Source organism: Labrys sedimenti, from assembly GCF_034424805.1.
Lineage (GTDB): Bacteria > Pseudomonadota > Alphaproteobacteria > Rhizobiales > Labraceae > Labrys > Labrys sedimenti.
In genome coordinates this window covers 17,258-40,353 of the sequence record NZ_JAXOUF010000029.1, presented here as the reverse complement: position 1 = coordinate 40,353, position 23,096 = coordinate 17,258, and the positions used below count along the sequence as shown (strand labels likewise).

22 protein-coding genes and 1 pseudogene are annotated in these 23,096 nt (G+C 56.7%); 12 read left to right on the top strand and 11 right to left on the bottom strand.

The features are described from left to right. The first annotated feature begins 154 nt into the window (after window positions 1–154). From U1R88_RS32945 to U1R88_RS32925, 5 genes and pseudogenes are all read left to right on the top strand, one after another. Window positions 155–858, top strand: a pseudogene (locus tag U1R88_RS32945) (helix-turn-helix domain-containing protein). 622 nt (window positions 859–1,480) lie between these two features. Beyond that, window positions 1,481–1,765 carry a hypothetical protein gene (locus U1R88_RS32940; RefSeq protein ID WP_322435117.1) on the top strand — a complete coding sequence of 95 codons (285 nt, stop codon included), beginning with the start codon at window positions 1,481–1,483 and terminating at the stop codon, window positions 1,763–1,765. 123 nt (window positions 1,766–1,888) lie between these two features. Then, window positions 1,889–3,202, top strand: a complete 1,314-nt coding sequence (locus tag U1R88_RS32935) for an NRAMP family divalent metal transporter (protein ID WP_322435116.1) — start codon at window positions 1,889–1,891, stop codon at window positions 3,200–3,202. Between the two features lie 231 nt (window positions 3,203–3,433). Further along, window positions 3,434–4,177 carry a hypothetical protein gene (locus U1R88_RS32930; RefSeq protein WP_322435115.1) on the top strand — a complete coding sequence of 248 codons (744 nt, stop codon included), beginning with the start codon at window positions 3,434–3,436 and terminating at the stop codon, window positions 4,175–4,177. Between the two features lie 144 nt (window positions 4,178–4,321). Beyond that, the gene (locus U1R88_RS32925; RefSeq protein WP_322435114.1) at window positions 4,322–5,650 is read left to right on the top strand and encodes a PAS domain-containing sensor histidine kinase; all 1,329 of its coding nucleotides are present in this window, start codon (window positions 4,322–4,324) and stop codon (window positions 5,648–5,650) included. Between the two features lie 113 nt (window positions 5,651–5,763). Here the strand turns inward: U1R88_RS32925 and U1R88_RS32920 are convergent, their stop codons facing one another. Continuing rightward, window positions 5,764–6,210 (bottom strand): host attachment protein, encoded by a 447-nt coding sequence (locus tag U1R88_RS32920; protein ID WP_322435113.1) that lies wholly within the window; start codon window positions 6,208–6,210, stop codon window positions 5,764–5,766. 145 nt (window positions 6,211–6,355) lie between these two features. Continuing rightward, the gene (locus U1R88_RS32915; RefSeq protein ID WP_322435112.1) at window positions 6,356–6,748 is read right to left on the bottom strand and encodes a DUF3775 domain-containing protein; all 393 of its coding nucleotides are present in this window, start codon (window positions 6,746–6,748) and stop codon (window positions 6,356–6,358) included. A gap of 808 nt (window positions 6,749–7,556) precedes the next feature. Between U1R88_RS32915 and U1R88_RS32910 the strand changes: the two genes are divergently transcribed. Beyond that, a complete protein-coding gene (locus U1R88_RS32910) occupies window positions 7,557–8,120 on the top strand; it encodes a hypothetical protein (RefSeq protein WP_322435111.1) in 564 nt (187 codons plus the stop codon). 143 nt (window positions 8,121–8,263) lie between these two features. Then, window positions 8,264–9,217, top strand: coding sequence for a 1-phosphofructokinase family hexose kinase (locus tag U1R88_RS32905; protein WP_322435110.1), 954 nt, complete (start codon window positions 8,264–8,266; stop codon window positions 9,215–9,217). Window positions 9,218–9,430: 213 nt separating this feature from the next. Here the strand turns inward: U1R88_RS32905 and ppsA are convergent, their stop codons facing one another. From ppsA to U1R88_RS32885, 4 genes are all read right to left on the bottom strand, one after another. Then, window positions 9,431–11,845, bottom strand: a complete 2,415-nt coding sequence (gene ppsA, locus U1R88_RS32900) for a phosphoenolpyruvate synthase (protein ID WP_322435109.1) — start codon at window positions 11,843–11,845, stop codon at window positions 9,431–9,433. Between the two features lie 62 nt (window positions 11,846–11,907). Further along, window positions 11,908–12,456, bottom strand: coding sequence for a PAS domain-containing protein (locus U1R88_RS32895; protein WP_322435108.1), 549 nt, complete (start codon window positions 12,454–12,456; stop codon window positions 11,908–11,910). Window positions 12,457–12,679: 223 nt separating this feature from the next. Beyond that, complete coding sequence (locus U1R88_RS32890; protein WP_322435107.1) at window positions 12,680–13,018, bottom strand: hypothetical protein; 339 nt, start codon at window positions 13,016–13,018, stop codon at window positions 12,680–12,682. Then, window positions 13,012–13,179, bottom strand: coding sequence for a hypothetical protein (locus U1R88_RS32885; protein WP_322435106.1), 168 nt, complete (start codon window positions 13,177–13,179; stop codon window positions 13,012–13,014). The genes U1R88_RS32890 and U1R88_RS32885 overlap by 7 nt, the downstream gene beginning before the upstream one ends. A 301-nt stretch (window positions 13,180–13,480) precedes the next feature. Here U1R88_RS32885 and U1R88_RS32880 point away from each other — a divergent pair, with 301 nt between their 5' ends. Then, window positions 13,481–14,344: a DNA-binding protein gene (locus tag U1R88_RS32880; protein WP_322435105.1), complete on the top strand. Its 864-nt coding sequence runs from the start codon at window positions 13,481–13,483 to the stop codon at window positions 14,342–14,344. A 99-nt stretch (window positions 14,345–14,443) separates the two neighbouring features. Here U1R88_RS32880 and U1R88_RS32875 read toward each other — a convergent pair whose 3' ends face one another. Continuing rightward, window positions 14,444–16,489: an NAD(+) synthase gene (locus U1R88_RS32875; protein WP_322435104.1), complete on the bottom strand. Its 2,046-nt coding sequence runs from the start codon at window positions 16,487–16,489 to the stop codon at window positions 14,444–14,446. Window positions 16,490–16,648: 159 nt separating this feature from the next. Between U1R88_RS32875 and U1R88_RS32870 the strand changes: the two genes are divergently transcribed. After that, window positions 16,649–17,200 (top strand): nitroreductase family protein, encoded by a 552-nt coding sequence (locus U1R88_RS32870; protein WP_322435103.1) that lies wholly within the window; start codon window positions 16,649–16,651, stop codon window positions 17,198–17,200. A 19-nt stretch (window positions 17,201–17,219) separates the two neighbouring features. Here the strand turns inward: U1R88_RS32870 and U1R88_RS32865 are convergent, their stop codons facing one another. Continuing rightward, entirely contained in the window at window positions 17,220–17,783 is a 564-nt protein-coding gene (locus U1R88_RS32865; RefSeq protein WP_322435102.1) for a phosphoribosyltransferase, read from the bottom strand. 158 nt (window positions 17,784–17,941) lie between these two features. Between U1R88_RS32865 and U1R88_RS32860 the strand changes: the two genes are divergently transcribed. The 3 genes from U1R88_RS32860 to U1R88_RS32850 all read left to right on the top strand — a co-directional run bounded on the left by U1R88_RS32860 (window position 17,942) and on the right by U1R88_RS32850 (window position 19,860). Then, a complete protein-coding gene (locus U1R88_RS32860; protein WP_322435101.1) occupies window positions 17,942–18,289 on the top strand; it encodes an SPW repeat protein in 348 nt (115 codons plus the stop codon). After that, window positions 18,270–18,734: a hypothetical protein gene (locus U1R88_RS32855; RefSeq protein WP_322435100.1), complete on the top strand. Its 465-nt coding sequence runs from the start codon at window positions 18,270–18,272 to the stop codon at window positions 18,732–18,734. Before U1R88_RS32860 ends, U1R88_RS32855 begins: the two co-directional genes overlap by 20 nt. Before the next feature lie 481 nt (window positions 18,735–19,215). Next, complete coding sequence (locus U1R88_RS32850) at window positions 19,216–19,860, top strand: GAF domain-containing protein (RefSeq protein ID WP_322435099.1); 645 nt, start codon at window positions 19,216–19,218, stop codon at window positions 19,858–19,860. Window positions 19,861–19,912: 52 nt separating this feature from the next. Here U1R88_RS32850 and arcC read toward each other — a convergent pair whose 3' ends face one another. The 3 genes from arcC to U1R88_RS32835 are packed head-to-tail and all read right to left on the bottom strand — an operon-like array spanning window position 19,913 to window position 23,090. Further along, window positions 19,913–20,842, bottom strand: coding sequence for a carbamate kinase (arcC, locus tag U1R88_RS32845; protein ID WP_322435098.1), 930 nt, complete (start codon window positions 20,840–20,842; stop codon window positions 19,913–19,915). A 1-nt stretch (window position 20,843) separates the two neighbouring features. Continuing rightward, window positions 20,844–21,845 (bottom strand): ornithine carbamoyltransferase, encoded by a 1,002-nt coding sequence (gene argF / locus U1R88_RS32840; RefSeq protein ID WP_322435097.1) that lies wholly within the window; start codon window positions 21,843–21,845, stop codon window positions 20,844–20,846. Window positions 21,846–21,872: 27 nt separating this feature from the next. Further along, window positions 21,873–23,090 (bottom strand): arginine deiminase, encoded by a 1,218-nt coding sequence (locus tag U1R88_RS32835; RefSeq protein ID WP_322435096.1) that lies wholly within the window; start codon window positions 23,088–23,090, stop codon window positions 21,873–21,875. Window positions 23,091–23,096 lie beyond the last annotated feature (6 nt).

The window sequence follows — 23,096 nt, the reverse complement described above, 5'->3', positions numbered from 1 at the left end:
CGACCAGCCTTGGCACATCATCACCATCGGACGTCGCAATTGGGCCCGTGGGTTCTAATCAGCGCAGGTTGGTATTAGGTATTCGACCGAAATATCGCGATATCCCATTCGGATCTACAATTTGGTTGTCTGTCGCCTTCAGGAGATGATCACGATGTCCGCTGGTAACGCAATGCTCATCCCGTCGACAGTGGACACAACCGCTCCGGCTTTGTCGCAAGCCATTCATCACAATTTGCTTGGTGTATCCTGTCTCAATCTTTCTCCCTCTGTCGTTGGTACGATCCACACTTACGACAAGAATGAGGAGATCTATGGCGACAACGAACTGCAGAGTATGTCCATGAAGTCCTCAGGGGCGCGGTACGCACCTGTAAGCTTCTGGATGACGGTCGTCGACAGGTCGGTGCCTTCCATTTGCCAGGAGATATCTTCGGCCTCGAAACGGATCCAACCCATCGCATAACAGCCGATGCAGTCGTCGATACGACCGTGCGCATGGTTCGTCGCAGGAGCGTCGAGGCGGCAGCACTCCATGATATCGATGTCGCCAACGCCTTACGCACCTTGGCGGTACGGGACCTCAAGCACACCGAGGATCACATGGTCCTGCTCGAGCGGAAGACGGCGCTAGAACGCGTCGCAACTTTCCTGCTCGAAATGGATAGGCGCTTGGCTGTCGCCGGCATGTTCGAACTGCCGATGTGCCGCCGTGATATTGGCGACTATCTGGGACTGACACTCGAAACAGTCTCACGCATCATCTCCCAGCTCCACACCAAAGGAATTCTTGGGCTATCGAGCGCGCGCCCGATCGTCTTACGCAATCGGCAACTTCTGAGCGGCATCGTCATTTGACACATAGGGCGCGTGAGAGCGGCCTGTTTTGCGCGATCAAAATCCATGGTTTGCTTCGCGACAGGGCGCCCGTCGTCCAGCAGCATTCGTGGGCCCTCGCGGCCCGCAAGAGCATGCCTTCGTTAATCGCAAGTCAGTCTCCGCACGATCGAAATGACCGACGATGGCAATGGCATTCCTCAGGCGGTGATATCGCTATCCGTGGAGCACTCACTGATACCATCAGCCGGCGCAGAAGGCCGGACGATATCGCATGCCAAATCGGTACGAGCACGATTGAAGCTATCAGCATCGACGTAGACCAATCTGCCCCTAATATAGTTCTCGCGCCGTGGTCCCTCGATGAGATCAAAGCATCACGGCTGCTTTCATCTGGTTTTGATGGAAATCAGCTCTGGACTCAGCGACGCGCCGGCGGAGGCGTGCAATCCAAGGTAAAAATGTTGCCGGTACGCCACAAGTGCGATGCCAACGCCGCAAAAAAAGCAGGTTCGCTTTTTTGAGAGAATACTTCGCGAGTTCGTCCTTTCTTGATCATCGTCAATGCGAGCCACGCCCACGGTGACATGCTTGTCTCGATTTCCGTAAAGAACCGGCGGCCTGATCGAGGGAGAAACACTTCATGGGCGAAACGAAGAAGAAGATCTACGCAGCCCTGGTGGCTGGCGCCGCGAGCGGACTGCACAGTGCGCCACTCTATGCGTATGTCGCAAACAAGGTACCCAAATCGGACAATGAGCGGGTCATTCGTGCGGCTTTCCAGGCATTACGCGACCCTCGCATGACCGACCCTGCCTCGCTCCGAGCCATCTGTTCCTTGGCTGTGGAACGCCGCCTGATCGATCTGGGAATCTCAACCGAGAGCGGCAGAGGCAGACGTAAGAAAAATCTCCTCCATCCCGCCTAACCATGACGAGCCAACACGCCATCCAGGCTCGCGCGTTCATGCCCCCGTGCAGGTCGTCAGGCACGTCCCGTTCGGCAAAAGACCATTACGCCTGCTCGGACAATGAGGGGAGACGGTGCAGTCATGTCATCTTCCGAAGAAATGGGCGAAGCGGGATATGCAAGAGCACTGCGCACATTGTGGAGCCGCCTCAGGGAACATCCACTTGCGCGGGTGGGACCCGGGCTCATTACCGGTGTTGCGGACGACGATCCAAGCGGGGTGGCAACTTATTCCCAGGCTGGGGCCCAATTCGGCCTGGGCATGTTGTGGACGATGCCGCTCTCCTTTCCCTTGATGGCTGCCATCCAATCCATGTGCGCCCGCATAGGGCGGGTCACCGGCAAGGGATTGGCAGCCAACATTAAGCAAGCTTTCCCGTCCGCAGTCGTTCGAGGCGTGGTGGCGCTCCTTCTCCTTGCCAACATACTGAACATCGCGGCCGATGTGGCAGCAATGGGTGAGGTCGCAGAACTCGTCACGGGGTTCAGCCGTCACCTCATGACCATGCTCTTTGTCTTTGCAACCCTGCTGTTGCAGGTCTTTGTTCCTTATCACCGTTATGTCGTCTTGCTCAAATGGCTTACGCTTTCCCTGCTCGCTTACGCGGCCGTCCTGTTTACCATCCATGTTCCCTGGAGAGAAGTTGGACTGAGAACGATCTGGCCGGAATTCGCCCTCAACTCGGACGCCGCCGCGGTCGTGACGGGAATCTTTGGAACCACCATCAGTCCATACCTTTTCTTTTGGCAGGCGTCGGAGGAAGTGGAAGACATGCACCGCGGGCATGAAATTCCTCCCTTGCTGAGCGATGAGCCCCGCGCCGGTGCTGAGCTGCGGCGAATACGCTGGGACACGTGGAGTGGCATGTTCTATTCCAACATCACGGCTTATTTCATCATCCTAGCGACAGCCATGACGCTCAATGTCGTCGGCATTAAGGATATCCAAACGGCGGCCCAAGCAGCCGATGCCCTCAGACCACTTGCCGGCGACTTCGCCTTTGTCTTGTTCGCTCTCGGCATTCTGGGCGTGGGACTGATCGGCGTACCAGTCCTTGCAGGCTCCGGCGCATACGCCCTTTCCGAAACGATGGGGTGGAAGGAAGGGCTCGAGTTGAAGGTGACGGACGCCAGGGGGTTTTACAGCGTGATCGCGATCAGCGTTCTTCTCGGTCTGATCATTCAGTACTCGCCGATCAACCCCATGAAAGCTCTGTTCTGGAGCGCCGTCATCAACGGCATCGTAGCCGTCCCTCTGATGATCGTAGTGATATTGCTGGCTTCCAACCGATCCGTGATGGGAGAGTTCGTCGCCCCTCGCTCGATCATCATTCTCGGCTGGGTCGGCACCGTGATTATGGCTTTGGCCGCTACGGCGATGTTCATTCCTGGTTGAGCCAAAGCGCAAATCTTGCATGATGGCCAGATCGATCCAATTCAACTCCAGTATGTGCGCTTGATCGGCATGGTGTGAAAGCCAGACCAACGATTCCGCGCAACAAATCACATTTATCTTCGTGCCTGCCGGGATGTATCATCTGAGCCGTTGGCTGGGCCATCGGCTCCCGAGGCCTTCGAATAATTGTATGGGGCAGGGATTTCAACTGAGCCGAAAGTCGCGCGGAAAATGGCAGGTTCTTCTCCCGAACATCGGTCGCCGACAACCGGGCCGGGCCTGCAGGGCAACCTTCGCGAGGGAGGTGCTTCTCTCGCTGGAAGCAGACATCCCCGGTCGATATCGACCCATCTTTTACAGTTCGCTGCGGCACTCGTTCTACCGGTTCTGATCTTTTCCGGTGTTCCGGCAGGCTACTACGTGATTGCCCAGCGTGAGCGCGTCGACGAACGCGCCCTATCGGCAACTCGGCAGCTTGCAATCGCCGTCGACAGAAAGCTTGGTTCATATCTTCTGATGCAGCAGGCGCTTGCCACGTCGCCGGAGCTTCAAGCCGGCGACATCCAGGGCTTTTATCCCCGCGCGATGAAAATCTATGCCGCCTTGGGAGCCAATATCGTCCTTCGAGCACCCGGTCGTAAATTGCAGCTGATGAATTCGTCCGTGCCATGGGGAATGCCGCTTGACGGCGGCAACCCCGACATTTCTGCATCCGAGCAGATCGTCCTGCGCACCAAGGGCGCCCATCGTTTCCGACGTAATCAAGGGACCGATGAACAATCGTTGGGTGATCGTCGTCATGGTTCCGGTACTGAAGAATGGCGAAGTTGCTTACTTTCTCTCCGTGGGTATTCCGGCGGCGCGGCTTGCGGACGTGACGAGACAGATGAACCTGCCGGCCGATTGGCTGGCCGTAATAGTGGATCACAAGGGTGCCATCGTTGCCCGATCCAGCAAACACGAGCAGTTCGTTGACGAAATGTCCTCGAACGCCACCAGAGATCGACGAGACGGACAAATCCGCACAGGACGTAATCTGGAAGGTATTGAATTTCGAACGGCCTATGCCAAGCCGGTACTTGCCGATTGGATCGTAGCGGTGGGGCCCCCAAATCTCTTTTGGACGCTCCACTGTGTCAGGCGCTGCTGACGCTCGCTGCAATCGGTGCGATCCTGGTGGCCCTGGCAATCGTTCTTGCATTCCGGATCGGGGCGTCCCTCTCCCAGTCCATCCATAGTCTCGCAGATGCAGGAGCGGCCACGAGGTGTAGGGAAGGGGTTTCGCCGGTCAAGACGGCAATCGAAGAAGTCAATAAGGTTGGGCAGGCGCTGGCTGGCGCGGCCAGGCAAGCCCACGAGCGGGAGGCGCATTTACGCTCGATCCTGGAGACGGTGCCGGACGCAGTCGTCGTGATCGATGAACGAGGACTCATCCGTTCCTTTTCCAGCGCAGCTGAACGACAAACCGGCTACAGCGCTGGCGAAGTGATTGGTTGCAACGTCTCGATGTTGATGCCCTCGCCTTATCGGGAAAACCACGACGGCTTCATTGCACGCTATCTGGCGACAGGCGAAAAACGCATTGTCGGCATCGGCCGGATTGTGTTGGGTGCGCTAAAGGATGGTTCGACTTTTCCGATGGAACTGAATGTCGGCGAACTGACAGGCGAAGAAGGACGCCACTTCACCGGCTTCATCCGTGACTTGACCGAAAGTCAAAAGACAGAAGCCCGGCTTCAGGAGCTGCAGGCCGAGTTGGTGCATGTATCGCGATATACTGCGCTTGGCGAACTGGCTTCGAATTTGGCGCATGAGCTCAATCACCCCCTGGCCGCAATATCGAACGACCTGAAGGGTTGTCGCCGCTTGCCGGAAAGTGAAATCCCACCACCAAAAGCGGCTTTTTCCGAAGCTCTCGACAAAGGCGCGGAGCAGGCCTTGCGCGCCGGCCAGATCATCAATCGTCTGCGTGAATTCGTAAGACGGCGCGAAAGCGACAAATCGATCGAAAGCTTATCGAAAATTGTTGAGGAGGCCGGCGCGCTCGCGCTGGTCGGGGCGAAGGATCTGGCGATAATCCCCCGCTACCAACTCGATCCGGCAGCGGATCTGGTGATTGTCGACAAGATCCAAGTGCAGCAGGTCTTGCTCAACCTGATCCGTAACGCGGTTGAGGCCATGGACGGGCAGCCTCGACGTGAGTTGGACGTATTCACGATGGTACGTGACGACAAGCTCGTTGAAATCGGCATCGCCGATACCGGCTCCGGCATGGATGAGCAAGTCGCCGCCAAGCTGTTCCAGCCATTCGTCACTTCAAAGGCGCATGGAATGGGCGTGGGTCTGTCGATCTGCCGGACGATCGAGGAAGCCCATCGCGGCCACATCTGGGCGGAACCGAATACGGGCGGAGGAACTGTTTTCCACTTCACTCTCCCAAGAGCCTAGCTCGATACAGCGAGCAGGACGAGGATGGCATCACCCGACATTAAACACGATCCTTGCCGGAAAGCCGCCTTGGTCACCGTCCAGCATCGCACCGAGGAACGGACCGCTTTCTTCTACTGCTTCAAATGCCTCCCGATTTCATCAAGCGGAAGATGCGTCAGATCCCTGTTGAGTTCGCCAGTAACGCGCGCCTGTGTCAAAGGCGAAAGGCATTCCCGCAATAACCCCAGAGCCTTTGGCGGGGCCACAAGCGTCAGGCTCTTGATCGGATTATCCTGGGCCAGCTGATCCATACGCGCGGCAATGCCGGTAAGAAACTCTCTTTCCGCGGCTTGGTGATGATCTACCTGATCAATGGAACTGCGAGCATTACCCACCGACTGATAGCTTCTTCCGGGCCGGTCATCGCCAAGCTCGCGGGCCGGTGGAATTGGCTGGCAATGAGCCTCGATCAGTCTGAAGTTAGGCAGGTCGGGATCACCATCGTTGACTATGATCAACGCTTTGGATCCATCGCACACGAGAACCCAGCCATGCCAGGGCACCTTGTCATATGTCATCGACGTCACCTCTTGCATGTTGTATGGCCGTCACCAGCTTCGGTACAGATCTAGAAAACCAAAGTAATTTTTCATATATAGCAAATTATATAATTTATATAATTATACTTACTGCAAGAACATAAGATTTAAGTAAAGAAGTAAATTACGACGCGCCTAACGAGGAAAGGCCCTCTTCCAGATACTCTGCCAACAGAGGCATGCCCAGGAGATATGTGGCGGTTCGTTCATTGCGAACCCGCAACGCCTCTGCACGCAGTTCCCCCCAACCATCGACGTCGCTATCGCCCCGTCCCAGCCAGGCCAATGCAACAAGGTCGGCTTTCTCATCCTCATTCAGATCCCCGATCACATTGAACAATTCTATGCGCACGGGGTCGTCTCTATGATCCTCAAGCACGCCGAGCATTCCGTCATCGCTGGGATTGGATGCCGGGCTGGGTTCTGTAACCGCATCCTTTGCAGCATACTGGCGGGCTTTAGTGACGATGAAGTCAATTGTCTCAAGTGGAATAGATAGATCTCGATAGTCCGCCATGATCTGCTCCTCTCTCAGAAGCGCGAAATTGTCGTTCAGTGCGATTGCCGGAAGTCACGTAAAGAGCGTGACATTGCTATGGTTATGACGACAACTCCTGCCACGACCGCCCTTCTCTTCCATCTGCGGATTGATCAGCAAAGGCTGTCCAAGTTAAGCACGCAGTGTAGATGCCCCTCCGCCACCCTGCATTGATCGAGGTCAATCCTCCGCCACGATGCAATTTCCAATGCGCTCGCTTCGGAGGGGAAGACGAATTGTCTGCTGCCCCACCGAGTGAGAGTGACGGGGCAATGCTCCGGACCGTCCCACTTCATGTCGCGAACGGCTAGGCACTTCCAAGCGATGGACAACTCAAGAGGCAGGCAGTCCGTGGCATGGGATTGATCCATCTCAACGCAGGCCGAAGCGCCCTCCGGCAAAGGAGTCCCTTTCATCGCATGAAGCGCCAGGTGGTCAATGCACCCTCAGTTCCAATTCGACCAGAGCGGGCATGTATCCTCTCCTCCGGCACACACGCCCTCGCGCGGCCAGGAAGTGCCCCCTTGACCGCCTTCCTACCCCTGTCCGATATGTGGTGGCCTGGCTCGAGAGGAGCGCGGCTACTTCAGATGCATCCGTTGCGGCCAGATCGTCGAAGGGTGCTGTGAGGGTGCCCCTCTCATGCGCCAGACCGTGGTGTAGACTTTTGACTTCTTCCCACGCATCTGCGTTCCACCTTATATTTAAGATCCTTTGACTCTGATCAATCATCGATGATTCTTCTTATATTATCGTGACCGAGCTCGATTAAGCTGGAGAATAGATCATGAAATCCATTGCCATCGTGATTCATATTACTGGATTTCTATTTGTATCGGCCGTGGCTCCAGCCTTCTCGGATACAATTCGGCCGGATAAATCCGCATATAGTTACAATTTCGAAGAAAACGATGACCTTCTATTGTGTGAAATAACACTCAATCTAGCAAATCCGATCACACCTCAATTCGTAGCAGTGACGGCATTTGCAGGTCTCAGCAAATCAGACGGCTCGCTTGCCGTCGGCTTCATCACCTCCGCAGCCAAACGCGCCCCATCAGGCGAACTTGCTTTGGTAAGGATTTCAACGATATCGCTTCGGTCACGGCTCTTCACGTCCTCCAAACAGATGGGGCATGTGATTTCGAATGACGCCGGCCTCATGGTTGCAACCCTGGAGGGTGCTGTCGCGCAAGCCTTTTTTCAGGCATTCACCGACGGCAATTTCAAATTGATCTTGACGCTTTCAGGATCGAAAAGCACGGCGCATACCATTATAATATCCCAACCCCCTTCCGAAGAAATAAAGGATAAATTCACCAAATGCCTGGATAATCTAAACAAAACATAACAAGAATCCACGATAATTCAAATTATCTGCATTTTAAATATAAATTTATACATAAATTTATCCTGTAAATATATATAATAATTGAAAAATTTCACATCTTCGTGTCCGCCATAAGCTGGGAACACAGATCAGGGAATGTCGGCATGGCGAGTGTTCTTACCGTGACCATCAATCCCGCTCTCGACGTGACGGCGATAGTTGATGAGGTCGTGCCTGATCACAAACTACGCTGTCGCACCCCCATCCGTGATCCGGGGGGAGGAGGAATCAACGTTGCCCGAACCGTTCACAGGCTCGGTGGATCGGTGACGCCCTTGTACGCGACCGGAGGAGATGCAGGGAAAGCTCTCGTCGATCTTCTTGCCGCCGAGGGTATCGTCAGCGAGACGTTTTCGCTCCAAGCCGTCACCCGTGAGAACCTCACCGTGACCGAACAATGCAGCAGCCACCAATATCGCTTCATTCTCCCAGGTGCGGAATTCACCGAGTACGAATGGCGCGCCTTCCTCGATCTTGTCGGGATGTCAGCTATCGGCAAACGATATTTGATCGCCAGTGGCAGCCTCGCACCGGGCGTCCCGGATGACTTCTATGCCCGTTGCGCCAAGATCGCCCGATCCTCCGGTTCGGAATTTGTTCTCGACTGCTCCGGCCTGCCTCTGGCCTTGGCCCTTGAGGAACATGTGCACATGATCAAGCCAAGCCTTCGAGAATTTCAAGCACTGATGGGCAAGGCACTGCCCGACACGGAGGCTCAGATTGACGCGGGGCGTGACCTGATTGGATCCGGCAAGCTCGATATCCCGGCTTTGTCGCTCGGAGGCCGGGGAGCTTTATTGGTAACGGCAAACATTGCGCTGAAGGTCTTTGCGTTGCGCGTCACCGCCCTCAGCACTGTCGGTGCCGGCGATAGTTTCCTTGGAGGCATTGTGTGGGGCTTGGCCGCCGGATGCTCCATCGAAGATGCAGCCCATTACGGCGTGGCGGCCAGCGCCGCGACACTCCTTCAGCCCGGAACCCGCTTGTGTGCCCGGGAGGACGTCGATCGTCTCGTCAGCGACGTGCAGAGCTACCCGCCCATCCGGTTCCGAGCCTAGCTGGGCTCGATATCGCCGGCCTGGGGTTCCAATCGATCGGGGGCACGCTCCCTCCTGTCCGTAAAGACCGCATTGCCCGGGATGCGCCGTTATTTGAGTCCGCGGGCGTCCGGTGCCAGCATATGCGGAGCATCTCCCGATAAGCGCGAATAGGCACGGGACAAGCGCCGACGTGAAGCGATAAAGCGGCCGTGATGACGCAGTCACCCTCTCTCAAACCGCTACTTTGGATCGATGCTCTGCCGCGAAGGCAGTCGCCATGGTTTTGAACAGGGAATCGGGATTTACGCTTAGAGAATCTATACCCAACCCAATGAGGTAACGCGCGATTTTCGGATAGACTGCAGGAGCCTCGCCGCAGATGCCGATGTGGCGGTGATTGCGATGTGCCCCTTCAATGGCTTGACGGAAGGCCGTCAGCATTCCTGGGTCGCGCTCGTCAAAATCGAAGGCAACGATGTCTGAATCGCGGTCGACCCCTAAAATGAGCTGGGTCAAATCATTTGAACCGATAGAAAAACCGTCGAAATAGCGAGCAAACTCGTCGATCTCAATGATATTATTCGGAATTTCACACATGACGTAGACCTGCAGACCGTTCGCGTGCCTTTTCAGGCCATTCTCCCCCAGACTCCTGAGGACCCGCTTGGCCTCTTCTACGCGCCGGCAAAAAGGCACCATCACACGCAGATTATCCAGGCCCATCGTTTCTCGGACACGCTGTAAAGCCGCGCATTCCAATGCGAAGCCGGCTGCGTAAGCAGGATGGGTATAACGAGCCGCTCCCCGAAAACCGAGCATGGGATTGGCTTCCCGGGGTTCGAACTCACTGCCACCGAGAAGGTGGGCATATTCGTTTGTCTTGAAATCTGACAACCGAACGATAACCGGCTTGGGGTAGAACGCAGCCGCGATGGTCCCCACTCCTTCCGACAAGCGCTCGACGAAGAAAGCCGATGCAGAAGAATAGCCAGTGGTGAGCCTGGCTATATGCCTGCGCACCACTGCGGAGCGCAATCGTTCCGGAGCGACCGCCGCCATGGGATGGATACCGATATGGTCATTGATGATGAATTCCAACCTGGCAAGACCGACACCGTCATTGGGTAACAGGGCCGTTCGGAAAGCCAGGCCCGGATCTCCCAGATTGACCATGACTGACACGCGCGGTCGTTTCAGATCCCTTGTCGATATCCGCGTAACGTGACAAGCTACTTCACCCTCGTAGATTGCGCCGACTTCTCCTTCGGCGCAGGATACGGTAACGGACTGCCCCGACACGAGAATCTGCGTCGCATTTTCCGTTCCGACGACCGCAGGAAGGCCGAGTTCACGCGCAACGATTGCCGCATGACATGTCCGCCCACCATGATCGGTAACAATCGCTGCGGCCTTCTTCATGATCGGTTCCCAGTCCGGGCTGGTTCCTCGCGAGACCAGGACTTCTCCTTCCTCGACGGCCGCTAAATCCGCAGCGCCATTGATGAGGCGGCACCGGCCAGTGGCGATGCGCTCCCCCACCGCGTGCCCCGATGCAAGCAATTTTCCCGGCTTCTCGAGCGAGAAGATCTCGATGACACCCTTGTCCTTTTGGGAAGCAACGGTCTCGGGGCGGGCCTGTACGATGTAGATCTGATTGTCGATTCCGTCCTTGGCCCATTCGATATCCATCGGCGTCGGGCGCCCCGCCAACTTTGAGTAGTGAGCCTCGATCTGCAAGGCGTGCTCGGTCAAAGTCATGACATCGGCGTCATCGACACAAAAACGCATCCGCTCCCCACGGTGTGTCGCAATATTTCGAGTGGTGTTTGCGTTCCGGCCCCGACGCAGTATCAGCCGTCGAGCCTTCTGCCCGAGATTACGCCGAATGATGGCACGATAACCCTTCTGAAAAGTCGGCTTGTGGACGTAAAATTCATCAGGGTCGACGGTACCTTGAACGACATTTTCACCCAGTCCGTAAGCAGCCGTAATGAATACCACGTCCGGAAAGCCGGTCTCCGTGTCGAGGGTGAACATGACACCACTGGTCGCGATATCCGAGCGAACCATCTTCATGACACCAACGGACAGAGCGACCTTGAAATGATCGAAGCCCTGGTCGATGCGATAGGAGATCGCACGCTCCGTGAATAACGATGCGAAACAGCGCCGGCATGCCTCGAACACGGCTTGCGCCCCGCAGACGTTCAGAAAACTCTCATGCTGGCCGGCGAAGCTGGCTGTAGGCAGGTCCTCCGCGGTGGCCGAACTTCTTACGACCACGGCAATGTTCGAGCCATATTCGACTTCCAACCTCGAATAGGCCTGCAGGACTTCGCCGCGCAGCCAGTCAGCATCGGTGGCCGCATAGACGATCTCACGCGCTTCGCGCGCGCACCGCGCCAAGGCGGCAAGGTCATTCTTGTCGAGGCCACCGAGCAATCGCCGCAGTGGCATCCAGGCATCTGCCTGAGTCAAAGCCTCGCGATAGGCATGCGCGGTCAGCACAAAACCATTCGGCACCTTGATTCCATGGGACGAAAGGCTCGAATGGAGCTCCCCGAGAGAGGCATTCTTGCCGCCGACCAATGGAACGTCGCTTAGCCGGATGGAATCAAACCACCGGACCAATTCAGCCTTCGCCATGATAGCAATACCAGGTGGGTTGTTTGCTGGCTCGACGCGCCAGCAGGATGATCAGCTGTGTCTCAGGCACAGGCCTGGATGACGTTTGCTGGCTCAGTCGCCATACCTGTGACTGTCGCCAGTGAGCCTTGACGAAGCCCGATGGCGTAGAACATCGCATCGACCCGACGGTGATTCTCGGCAAGTGGCGCTGCCAGCATCTCGAATGCAAGAGGTTGACCGGCAACCGTCGCTACGAACGTACCGAGTACCGGCTCGCCCGTTTCGACTGCATGATCCATCAACAGTCGCAGTCGCACCGCAATACGGACTGGCCTGGAATGAGCCAACGCACCATCAAGCGGCACGACCAGCCATTCCCTGCCACCGCCAAAGCTGGTTTCCAACCGCCAGTTAGCCGGCAACCCGTTTACTCGAGGGCAAAGGAGAGCCTGAAAGGGCCAAAGCTCAAGGACCTCGGAATCCATGTCGGCGCGACCTGGAAAGACATTCCGGCCTCTTTGCTCCTGCCAATAGGTCAAGGCCACCTCAAGATGTGAATCAGTCGCGGTCGCATCGATCCGATTGAACAAACGCTTCAAGGGCACCGGAAGATAAGCCATCATCGTCATTGAAGGAACTCCAGGCTATTTTCGCATTCTGCCGCGGCGACCAGCGCGACGCGTTGATCCGGATCAAATTCCCCGCAACGTCTCGGATCTATCGCCCGCAGCGAAGCTGTTCCCAATCAACTACCGAGAGCCTATCCCGTCCCACAGGGCCATAGAGGCCCCTGCCCTGACTCAGGTGCCTTCAGGGCGTGGAAAGCTGACGTAACAGCCTATGGATGGCCAATTATACTGCCATCGCCGGGATTTTCCCCGGGAGCTCGATATCCATCGCCGGCCTGTATACAAACCGGCAAACGGAGCCATCATGTTTTTTCTGCCGCCGCATGGTCACCACGCCCATCCTCAAGAGCTGGGCAAGTTTGCCATCAACGTTGCTCCGCGGCCAGTTCAGCCGGCTTTCAAGCAGCTTGGCTGTGATCTCCCGCTCCCCCACATCGTCTAGGCGCATAATCTCGTTATAAAGGCTCAGACACCTGGACAGCTCCCGCCCACTGGTGCCGGCGGGAAGTCCAGTCATGAGGCAAGCAGTCGCTGCAGCGATAATGTCGTCCCGATCTACCATGCCAATGGCTCTCCGCCGGATGTTGTCTCGTGATCTGAAGTGGACTTTTCGTGCTGGCTCCACGGATCTTCGGCGGTATATTCGATCTTGGCATTGATCTGAATCATCGTCCGCCAATCTGCTTCATAGCGATTCCTTGCAAGGATCGCCTTTCCTTCCATGCCTGCCTCCAAAAGTAAATTATACCTATTAAACCAGAAATTCATTTACAATATCTATGAATATTCGAATATAATTTCAGTATTAAAATACTATAAATTCTAAAATCCAGTCAAAAAAATGAATTTTCACGTAAAAATCCTTTCTGCCCAGATTTGATCTGCGTCAATTACGGCTACGGCGATTGCCTTGATAGTGGCGCCGGGAAATCGGGCCCGGCAGACCGCCGCTCCAATGAATGATCGGCATTCTCACGAGATTTCCTGCCGGTCGGGGCAAAGAAAGCCGCCACGGGAAATCGACATGTCGGAGTCTCAAGGGGATCGAAGGACCTTTTCCTTCAACAAAATGGCGGCCGATTGGTTGCGCGAGGCAGCAACGCTCCTTGAACGACAAAACGACAACCCCTTTCGTGTGGCCGCTTACCGACGGGCTGCTGATGCGATTGCATCAGCGGACAAGGATGCACAGGAGTTGTTCGAGACCGGTGGCCTCGAAGCGCTGAAGACCATCCCGGCCGTGGGCGAGCACATCGCCGCGAGTCTGGCGGAGATGGCAACGACGGGGCAATGGGTCTACCTGCGACGGCTGCGTGGATCAGCGGAGCCCGTGGATGTCTTTCGTACTATTCCAGGGGTGGGGCCAATTCTGGCAAGTCGTCTTCACGATGCTTGCCACGCTGAAACCTTGGAACAACTGGAGGCAGCACTCCATCAAAAAGGGCATCTATCTATCAAGGGCGTGGGCCCGCGGCGGCAGGCTGCTCTTCGAGCTGTCTTGAGCCAAATGTTGGCGCGCAGCCAACCCGTTCGTACCCGCCTGGCTGATGAGCCCGAGGTTGCGGTTCTACTTGACGTGGACAGGGAATATCGGCTCAAGGCAAAGTCCAATCAGCTGAAAAAGATCACGCCGAGACGCTTCAACCCGCGGGGGGAAGCCTGGTTGCCGGTTTTCCATACCGATCGCGGTCCATGGCATTTTACGGCACTATTTTCCAACTCTGCCCGGGCACATGAGTTCGACAAAGCTCATGACTGGGTCGTGATCTATTTTCATTCCGACAAGGGGCATCAGTCTCAGCGCACGGTGGTTACGGAAACTCATGGACACCTCGCGGGGCAAAGAGTTGTTCGCGGACGTGAAGAAGAGATGTCTTCACCGGTATGATCCAGCAATGTTCTACAAGAAAACCCGTTCGATCCTCGCGTGAACGCCGACGCTTTGCAGCCAATCAAAGTTCACCGGCCAAGCAGGCCGGCAAATGTCTCAATCGGCCGGAACATTCTCGGCGAGCTCAGCCAGCCACAATCCAACTTGAGCATCGGAGGGTGCTCGCCAGTCTCCCCTTGGTGACAAGGATCCGCCAGATGTAATCTTCGGACCGTTGGGTAAAGTCGAGCGCTTGAACTGATTGGAGAAAAAACGCTTGAGGAATACTTCAAGCCAATGTCGGATCTCCGAAAGCGAATAGGCACGTCGATCGGTCGCCGGCATATCGACCGGCCAGCCTCCATGTTCAGCATCGGCCCAGGCATGCTGGGCCAGGAAGGCAATCTTGGAAGGCCTGAAGCCATAACGGGTCAGGTAGAACAGGTTGAAGTCCTGCAACGCGTAGGGGCCAATGATGGCCTGTGTCGATTGGATGCCGGCCCCCTCCTCTGCCGGGACGAGTTCCGGCGAAATCTCCGTGGCCAGGATTGCGTGGAGAAGGCGCGCTGTCTCCTCGCTCATGTCCCCGGAGCGCGCGACAAAACGAACGAGATGCTGGATCAACGTCTTGGAAACGGATGCATTGACGTTGTAATGCGACATGTGATCGCCGACGCCGAAGGTGCACCAGCCCAGGGCCAGTTCGGATAGGTCGCCCGTGCCGACCACAAGCGCATCGTTGCGATTGGCAAGGCGAAACAAATAGTCGGTACGCAGTCCTGCCTGCACGTTCTCGAATGTCACATCGTAAACAGCCTGCCCTTTGCTGAAAGGGTGATCGAGGTCTGCGAGCATCTGCCTGGCGGCCGGTCGGATGTCGATTTCCTCACCGGTCGCACCGATGGATTTGATCAAGGCCCAGGCATTCGTCTTTGTCCTTTCAGTTGTGGCAAAACCGGGGAGCGTATAGGCAAGCACGTTCTTGCGCGGCAGCTGGAGCAAATCCATGGCTCGTGCTGCGACGATAAGGGCCTGGGTTGAATCGAGCCCTCCGGAAACGCCGATCACAGCGTGGCGCAAGCCCGTTGCAGAAAGACGCTTAGCCAGGCCTTGGACCTGGATGTTATAGGCCTCGTAGCAGTCCTCTTTGAGGCGCGACACATCGGCAGGCACATACGGAAAACGCTCGATCACACGCCGCAAGGGAACCGACCGGGCTGGTCGATCGAGGGACAGGCCAATCACGCGCCAGGGAGGACCGTGCCCGATTTCCTCGCGTGCGCAATCGGCGAAACTGTTGACGCGCATGCGCTCCTGGCGCAGGCGGCCAAGATCGATGTCCGCGGCAACCAAGATGCTGTCGCGTGGAAAGCGTTCCGTTTCGGCGAGGAGACTGCCATATTCGAATATGGCCGCATGGCCGTCCCAGGCCAGATCGGTGGTCGATTCACCGGGCCCGGCCGCCGAATAGGCATAGGCGGCGATCGTTCGCGATGATTGGCTGGCACATAGAAGACGGCGTGTCCGCGCCTTTCCAATAGTTATGTTGCTGGCGGACAGGTTGAGCAGAACCTCGGCGCCCGCCAGTGCCGCACGCGTTGACGGCGGAGACGGTATCCAGATGTCCTCGCAGATTTCCACGTGAAAAGTGAAAGGTACCGATCCACTCGAACGAAAGAGCAGGTCCACACCGAAAGGCACATTGCGGCCGGCAACCAGGATCGCTCCCCCGGCCACCCCGGCTCCGGAGACGAAATGACGTCGCTCGTAGAACTCGCGATAGTTCGGCAAATAGGTCTTGGGAACCGCGCCCAGAACGCGACCGCGATGGATGACTATCGCTGAATTGTAAAGTCGTCCTTCGTGCCGGAGCGGAGCTCCTATGACGAGGGCCGGATAGAGGCGAGCACTTGCTTTGGCAAGTCGATCGATGGCCTTGTCGACAGCTTCGAGCAAAGCGTCCTGAAGCAGCAGATCGTCGATCGCATACGACGACAGTCCGAGCTCAGGAAACAGCATGAGTGCCGCGCCATCAGCATCTCCCTGACGGGCTAGGCGAAGGCATTCCTGGACGGCGAAATCCGGATCGGCTACTCGCGAACGAGGCACACATGATGCTACGCGTACGAAATCATGGCTGTAGAGACATGAGAAATCTTGCACGGCTCACTCCTCTGCTGGAGACCAGACTGTCATCCGCGTTCCATTCCGGCAAGCGATGAACCATTGGCAGAGCTATCCTGCCAATACCTGATCATGCCTTGTCCTGCATCAAGGATCCCGACGGCCCTGAGTGTCAGCGTAGGCTAGAAGGAGATAGCGATGGAACTGATGGATGCCTTGCGAAGCCGGCGCGCGGTGCGAGAGTTCACGAATGAACCTCTCGACAACGGCCTCATCGAAGACCTTATCGAGGCTGCGATTCTGGCGCCGAGCGCTGTCAATCGACAACCTTGGGCCTTTGCCGTCGTCAATGGCAGGGAACGCCTACACATGCTGTCCGCGGACGCAAAGCGACATGCACTGCACCATCTCCCCCCGGACTCGCCCCTGTTGGGACATCTTGCCGATGTCGCTTTTGAGGTTTTCCACGGCGCGAGTGCCCTCGTCATCATCTGCGCCGTGGACGACCAAATGCAATCGGCAGAGGATTGCTGCCTAGCGGGCGGGAATTTCATGCTGGCGGCGCACTCGAGGGGATTGGGTACATGCTGGATCGGCCTGTCTCGGGCATGGCTGAACGAGCCTGCGACGAAGGCCACGCTGGCGATTCCCACAAGTTGGCGCCCGGTAGCTCCGATCGCTCTTGGCCATTGCAAGACGCGTCCCCAACCGACCCCACGTGAAAAGGCCAAGATAGTCTGGTGCCGATGAGACGTGCTGCTCCCCACGATCATGGAGAAAGAAGCTCAAATACGCACACTCTTTTCTGACAGAAACAAAAGGAATCAAGCTGAGCTTCGCCCCCCGTGGGCTCGCCTGCACGTGTTTGCTGGAGCAGTGCAAGCACATCTTTGTCGTCGAGCTGCCGAAAACCACGGTAGCAGGAACCAATTACTGAAAAATAATCCGCCTCTAGGCAAACGACATCGTCAGCCACTTTTCGCAGCCACAGGAGTTCGCCGCGTGGTGCCATCCATACCGCAGGAACGATCCTGCGCGGCTTGCGATAGCGCAGTCCATGAATAGCGGCTCGGATGGTGGCACAGGTCGCAATCCCATCATCAACGACAATGGCAACTCGGCCAGAAACGTCCTGGGCCGAACGATCTCCCAGATAGCACCGGCGCCTGCGTTCGATTTCAGCCGGCTCACGTCGGCAGGCAGCCTCGAATTCAGTCACGGAGATACGTGCCATAGGAATGATGGCCTCATTGCCGATGATGATTGGCTGGTATCCGTCCATCACCGCACCCACGGCCAGTTCAGGCTGTTCGGGCATGCAGACCTTGCGCATCAATAGGACATCCATGCAAGACGGATCCCAGGAAGGAGAAGCTGAAGCAACTGACGAGGTTGAATTGACTTGCCTCAATGCGTGACGACGGGAAACGGGAGATCTCTTACCAGATACTGGCCTGGACCATTCCGGGTAGGCGAACCAGGGAGGTTACAGTGAACAGACGTCTATCGGGCCGCTGGCTGCTGATCTTGACCGGGGTCTACGTGATGCTGTCGCCATGGATAACCACCCATCGTCCCCAAGCCGAGACAATTTCCGATGCGATCGCTTGGAGCCATTATCTGGCTGGTGGTGCAATGATCACTTTGGGTTTCATCGGCCTTGCTGTTGATCATTTGTGGGAAGACTGGATGGCCACGCTTGTTGGCGTCTGGCTTGTCGTATCGCCGTGGCTGCTGGGCTTTACCAGTATCGGCACGCTGGCCTGGAGCGATACCCTGATGGGCATCATCGTCATCGTGCTGTCGATAAGGATGTATCTTGCCGGCCTCAACATATGAGGCGGATGCAGGGGCGTCTTGCGATGACGCGCAGTCAGGATGCGCGGATTGGATTGACCAGGCGATGTCCCGCGGCAGGCATACCGGTATACTTGCGTTACAAGCGGAAACCTCAAGCCCCGAAACAGGTTTGTTTGAAGCTTGTGCTTTGATCTGGATCAAGGACATACCAAGGCATGGCCTCATACCCTTGCGGAATGACAGCAACACCGATGACACCTGTGAAATGAACACGACAGACGACCTTGCAGGACGATGCAATCAAATGCTCATTGAAGGTATGGATTTTCCCACGATCTGGGAAAGCTACCTAGCCAAGCACAAGGCCGTTATCGGCCCTCCAATCCAGGGCTATCGAAACAACGAGCCTGTCCTGTCCATCCCCTTGTTTTATCGGCAAAACCTGATTTTCTTCTCCACGGAAGGGCACTTCCTGGTCGAGTGAGATCACCGGAAAGGAAATTTGGCCCGAGATAGATCGCAGCCTGCCGGCTGTCAGGGAGCTATGCCGTCGCGCGACACCGGGTGTCGTAGATACACTGGGCTGCATCCGGGGCGTAACTGCCCCTTCCGCGGCGGCGGACAAACCTCCCAAACCGAAGAAGGAGAACCACCAGCCCAACCGCTGCTCACATCAAAGCATCGGTCGACCTGCAGGAACTGCAGCGAACCAGCGCAATCTTCTCCGTGTCGAATGCACTTCCGGTTGAAGGTTCAAGTGGTCAGCGGCACTATTGAGGTGTATTGTAGGGGGCTTCAGGCCCAAGCTAGCCACCCTGTGGAACATTTTTGCAATTTATATAAGTGATATTTGCTTTATAAAATAGGAACGTATTGTATCTTTATAACTTAAGCTTATGTGAGAATATAGCTGCAATCTGAAGTTGAAAATTTGTGTGCAACCATCTCGTCTAGCGAGAGTCCCCATGCACCGCTTCATCCTGCGCGAAAATGCGTCTCATTTCCGCAAACTCCTGGAAACAGAGGATAACACCGATCGCTGCAGAATATTGCAAGCTATGCTCGACAGCGTAGAGGCTGAACTTACTGAGCTTGAAGAGGCATCTGCTCGAGCCCAAGTCGCCAAGGATGCGCAGGTCGCGAATTTTCTGAATACTCTTCTCAGGCATACCGCCGAAATAGAGCGCGCCGACTTTGGAAATATTCAGTTATACGAACCCGAGCACGAATGTCTCCTGATTGCCGCCCAACTTAACTTCCAAAGACCCTTCCTCGATCACTTCACCACCGTCACAAATGGCGACGGTTCGGCCTGCGGCAAAGCGCTCGAGGGATGCTCCGCTGTGTGGATTGAGGACGTTCGGGACGAAGCGGCTTTTCGCCCCCACCTGGACATAGCCAGCGAAACCGGGTTCCGGGCAGTCCAGTCCATTCCCCTGGTAACCTCGGGCAGGGCTATCGGCATTGTCTCCATCCATTTCCGGCAACCTCGAAGCTGGAGCCTGGAGGAACGTCAGGAAAGCCAAAGGCATGCCCAATATTTATGTGACCTGATATCGACCAGACTGTCTCTGCCCGACTACTATGGTGCGCTTTCGTTCAAGAAGTAGCGTCAGGCACATCTCCTCTGGCAAGCGCCGCCCTCGCCTAGCGGCCCCGGGCTTACCGAACCAGAACCGGAGAAGAAGCTGCGGCGTGGATACGTGTGCCGGCCTTCCCGCTCACCAGATCAACCGCCTCCTCCAAGCGTCCGATAATGGCTGTCTTCCCGCTGAATTTTGCAAATTCGGCGGCGGCGGCGACTTTCGGTCCCATGGAACCTGGCGCAAAATCCTCATGCCTGATGTCGTCCGCACTGATAGTCCCGAGCGGCCGTGCCCGAGCAGAACCATAATCCAGATAAACCGCATCGACGTCAGTCAGCATGAGCAGCAGGTCCGCTTTCAACTGACGCGCCAGAAGTGAGCTAGCGAGATCCTTGTCGACAACGGCCTCAACCCCGGCAAGAGCGCCAGCATCGGTTTGGCGAACTGGAATTCCGCCCCCGCCCGCGCATATGACGATAACCTCCCGATCGACGAGCATGGAGATCACCTCATGCTCAAGGATCTCAAGTGGGCGCGGTGAAGGCACGACGCGGCGCCATTTGTCATTGTCTTGCGCCATCTGCCAGTTGCACGCCTTGGAGAGGCGATGCGCCTCGTCTTCCTCATAGAGCAGTCCGATCGGCTTGGTCGGATGCAGGAAGGCCGGGTCAGCGGCATCGACGCGAACCTGCGTCAACACCGTTGCAACCAATCTGCCCGGCAACGCATTGCGCAACTCCTGCTGCAGCAAGTATCCGATCATGCCCGCGCTTTCGGCATCAAGCACATCCAGCGGAAGCTCTGCGCCAGCCTGGCTCGCCGATTGAAGTGCCAGCAATCCCACCTGAGGTCCGTTGCCATGGGTAACGATGGGACAATGGCCGGCCGAAGCCAGTTTCGCGATGACGCCTGCCGCCTGGCCAACATTCCTGCGCTGATTTTCCATATTCATCGGCTCGCCACGCCGCAGCAGTGCGTTTCCGCCCAGAGCAACCACGATGCGCATGTCAGCACCCGATCGTGGCGACCAGAATGGCCTTGATCGCATGCATGCGGTTCTCCGCCTGATCGAAAACGATGGATGCTTGCGATTCGAAGACGGCATCCTCGACTTCCATGCAATCAATGCCGAAATCGTTCTGCACGCGAACGCCGACTTCCGTGCTGGCATCGTGGAACGCCGGCAGGCAATGCATGAATTTCGTGAAGGGATTGCCGCTGGCGGCCATGAGCTTTGTGGTGATGCGATAGGGGGACAGCAATCGGATACGCTCAGCCCATTGGCTCTCTGCTTCTCCCATCGACAGCCAGACATCCGTGTAAATGAAATCCGCCCCCCGCACACAGCTTTCGACATCTTCGTCAATCCGAAAGCGTCCGCCGCTGTGTTCAGCAAGATCAGCAACATGGGTACAGAACGCCGCATCAGGCCATAATTGCCTGGGCGAGGCGATCCGCATGTCGATGCCGACCTTCGCAGCTCCCAGCGCCAGCGAACGGGCGACATTGTCCTGCCCCTCACCGACAAAAGCCACCGCGACGTCAGACAGATGTTTGTGCGTGAACTCACGCATCGTCATGAAGTCCGCCAGGATCTGTGTTGGATGATGCTCGTCGGTCAATCCGTTATACACGGGGACACCAGCGTGCGTGGCCAACAGTTCGAGCTGATCTTGTCCAAAACCTCGATATTCAATCGCATCATACATGCGGCCAAGCACGCGAGCGGTGTCTTTCATCGATTCCTTATGACCGATGTGACTGCCCGCAGGCCCGATATAGGTTACATGGGCGCCCTGATCATAAGCAGCAACTTCGAAGCCCGATCGTGTGCGCGTCGAATCCTTCTCGAATATGAGAGCAATGTTCTTGCGTGTCAGGCGGGGAACTTCCGTGCCCGTCTGCTTGGCGGTCTTGAGATCAAGGGCAAGCTGCAGCAGCAAACGAATTTCGGCCGGCGAGAGATCGTCGAGCGAGAGGATGCTGCGTCCCTTCAGATTGACGGGCATGACAAAAGTCCTTCGTATTGAAATCTCTCAAAGCGGATCACGAGCGATGGGACAGGTCAGGCAGTGCCCTCCCCCTCGGCCGCGGCTCAACTCAGCTCCTTCGATGGTGATGACTTCCACCCCGGCCCGTCGCAGCAGCGTGTTGGTATAGACATTACGGTCATAGGCGATGACGATCCCAGGTTCGACCGCGATGACGTTATTGCCGTCGTCCCATTGTTCCCTCTCGGCCTCATATGTGTCGCCACCCGTTGCGACGATCCGCAGAGACTTCAGTCCGAGAGCCTGTCTGACGACTTCGGTGAACGGCTCGTTTTCTTCGGTGACCAGCAAGGGCGCGTCCGTCTCACTCGGCCTCAGGGTGAAGGTTCGCAGTCTTTCAACAACCGGGGGGTACATGGTGACGAGATCCCGGTCGCAGAACGTGAACACCGTATCCAAATGCATGAACGAGCGTTCGCGAGGCATGAGCGCGGCGATAACGCAGCTCGCCTCCCCGGTCGCAAACAGCTTGCGTGCCAAGGCCGATACGGCCTGCGGCGTGGTGCGTTCACCCATGCCGACCACAACGACGCCGCCACCGACAGGCATGACATCCCCGCCTTCCAGGCTGATGCCCTCGCTGTCTTCGCCGAGGGAGAAAAAGGGCAGTTCGGCTTCTCGAAACCGATGATGGAAGCGATAAACCGCCTCCATATTGGCGCTTTCCGGTCGGCGGGCCGGCCAATACATGCGATTGACCGAAACACCCCCATAGATCCAGCAGGAGCTGTCACGCGTGAACAACTGATTGGGCAGCGGGGGGAGCACGAAATCCTGCTCCAGGAGCGACCTGCCGAACACGCCTGTGGGCTGAAAGGGTAATTCGCCGCGTGCTATCCCGCCGATCATCATGATCGCCAGATCGCCCGCCGTTTTCTCCCCGAGCCAGGCTCGGAGCTCTCCCACCATGTCGCAACCAACGACGCCAGCCGTCACCCTGCGATCGAGCAGCCATCTGCGCGCCTCTGGCAGAGCCAGGGTTTCGGCCAAAAGCGTGCCGAAATCATGAACGGTTACACCGCGCTCCTCCAGGGCATCGACGAAGACGTCATGTTCCTGCCTGGCACGCTTTACCCATAGCACGTCATCGAAGAGCAACGATTTGCAATTGTCCGGGGTGAGCCGTTTCAGGCTCAGATCCGGTCGATGAACGATAACTTCCCTCAGCCGACCTGTTTCGGAATGCACACCCAGCGTACTCATCCGTCG

Coding starts and splice junctions, on each gene's coding strand:
- U1R88_RS32940 (WP_322435117.1), top strand. CDS start 1,481: ATGGGCGAAACGAAGAAGAAGATCTACGCAGCCCTGGTGGCTGGCGCC.
- U1R88_RS32935 (WP_322435116.1), top strand. CDS start 1,889: ATGTCATCTTCCGAAGAAATGGGCGAAGCGGGATATGCAAGAGCACTG.
- U1R88_RS32930 (WP_322435115.1), top strand. CDS start 3,434: ATGGCAGGTTCTTCTCCCGAACATCGGTCGCCGACAACCGGGCCGGGC.
- U1R88_RS32920 (WP_322435113.1), bottom strand. CDS start 6,210: ATGACATATGACAAGGTGCCCTGGCATGGCTGGGTTCTCGTGTGCGAT.
- U1R88_RS32915 (WP_322435112.1), bottom strand. CDS start 6,748: ATGGCGGACTATCGAGATCTATCTATTCCACTTGAGACAATTGACTTC.
- U1R88_RS32910 (WP_322435111.1), top strand. CDS start 7,557: ATGAAATCCATTGCCATCGTGATTCATATTACTGGATTTCTATTTGTA.
- U1R88_RS32905 (WP_322435110.1), top strand. CDS start 8,264: ATGGCGAGTGTTCTTACCGTGACCATCAATCCCGCTCTCGACGTGACG.
- ppsA (WP_322435109.1), bottom strand. CDS start 11,845: ATGGCGAAGGCTGAATTGGTCCGGTGGTTTGATTCCATCCGGCTAAGC.
- U1R88_RS32895 (WP_322435108.1), bottom strand. CDS start 12,456: ATGACGATGATGGCTTATCTTCCGGTGCCCTTGAAGCGTTTGTTCAAT.
- U1R88_RS32890 (WP_322435107.1), bottom strand. CDS start 13,018: ATGGTAGATCGGGACGACATTATCGCTGCAGCGACTGCTTGCCTCATG.
- U1R88_RS32885 (WP_322435106.1), bottom strand. CDS start 13,179: ATGGAAGGAAAGGCGATCCTTGCAAGGAATCGCTATGAAGCAGATTGG.
- U1R88_RS32880 (WP_322435105.1), top strand. CDS start 13,481: ATGTCGGAGTCTCAAGGGGATCGAAGGACCTTTTCCTTCAACAAAATG.
- U1R88_RS32870 (WP_322435103.1), top strand. CDS start 16,649: ATGGAACTGATGGATGCCTTGCGAAGCCGGCGCGCGGTGCGAGAGTTC.
- U1R88_RS32865 (WP_322435102.1), bottom strand. CDS start 17,783: ATGCGCAAGGTCTGCATGCCCGAACAGCCTGAACTGGCCGTGGGTGCG.
- U1R88_RS32850 (WP_322435099.1), top strand. CDS start 19,216: ATGCACCGCTTCATCCTGCGCGAAAATGCGTCTCATTTCCGCAAACTC.
- arcC (WP_322435098.1), bottom strand. CDS start 20,842: ATGCGCATCGTGGTTGCTCTGGGCGGAAACGCACTGCTGCGGCGTGGC.
- argF (WP_322435097.1), bottom strand. CDS start 21,845: ATGCCCGTCAATCTGAAGGGACGCAGCATCCTCTCGCTCGACGATCTC.
- U1R88_RS32835 (WP_322435096.1), bottom strand. CDS start 23,090: ATGAGTACGCTGGGTGTGCATTCCGAAACAGGTCGGCTGAGGGAAGTT.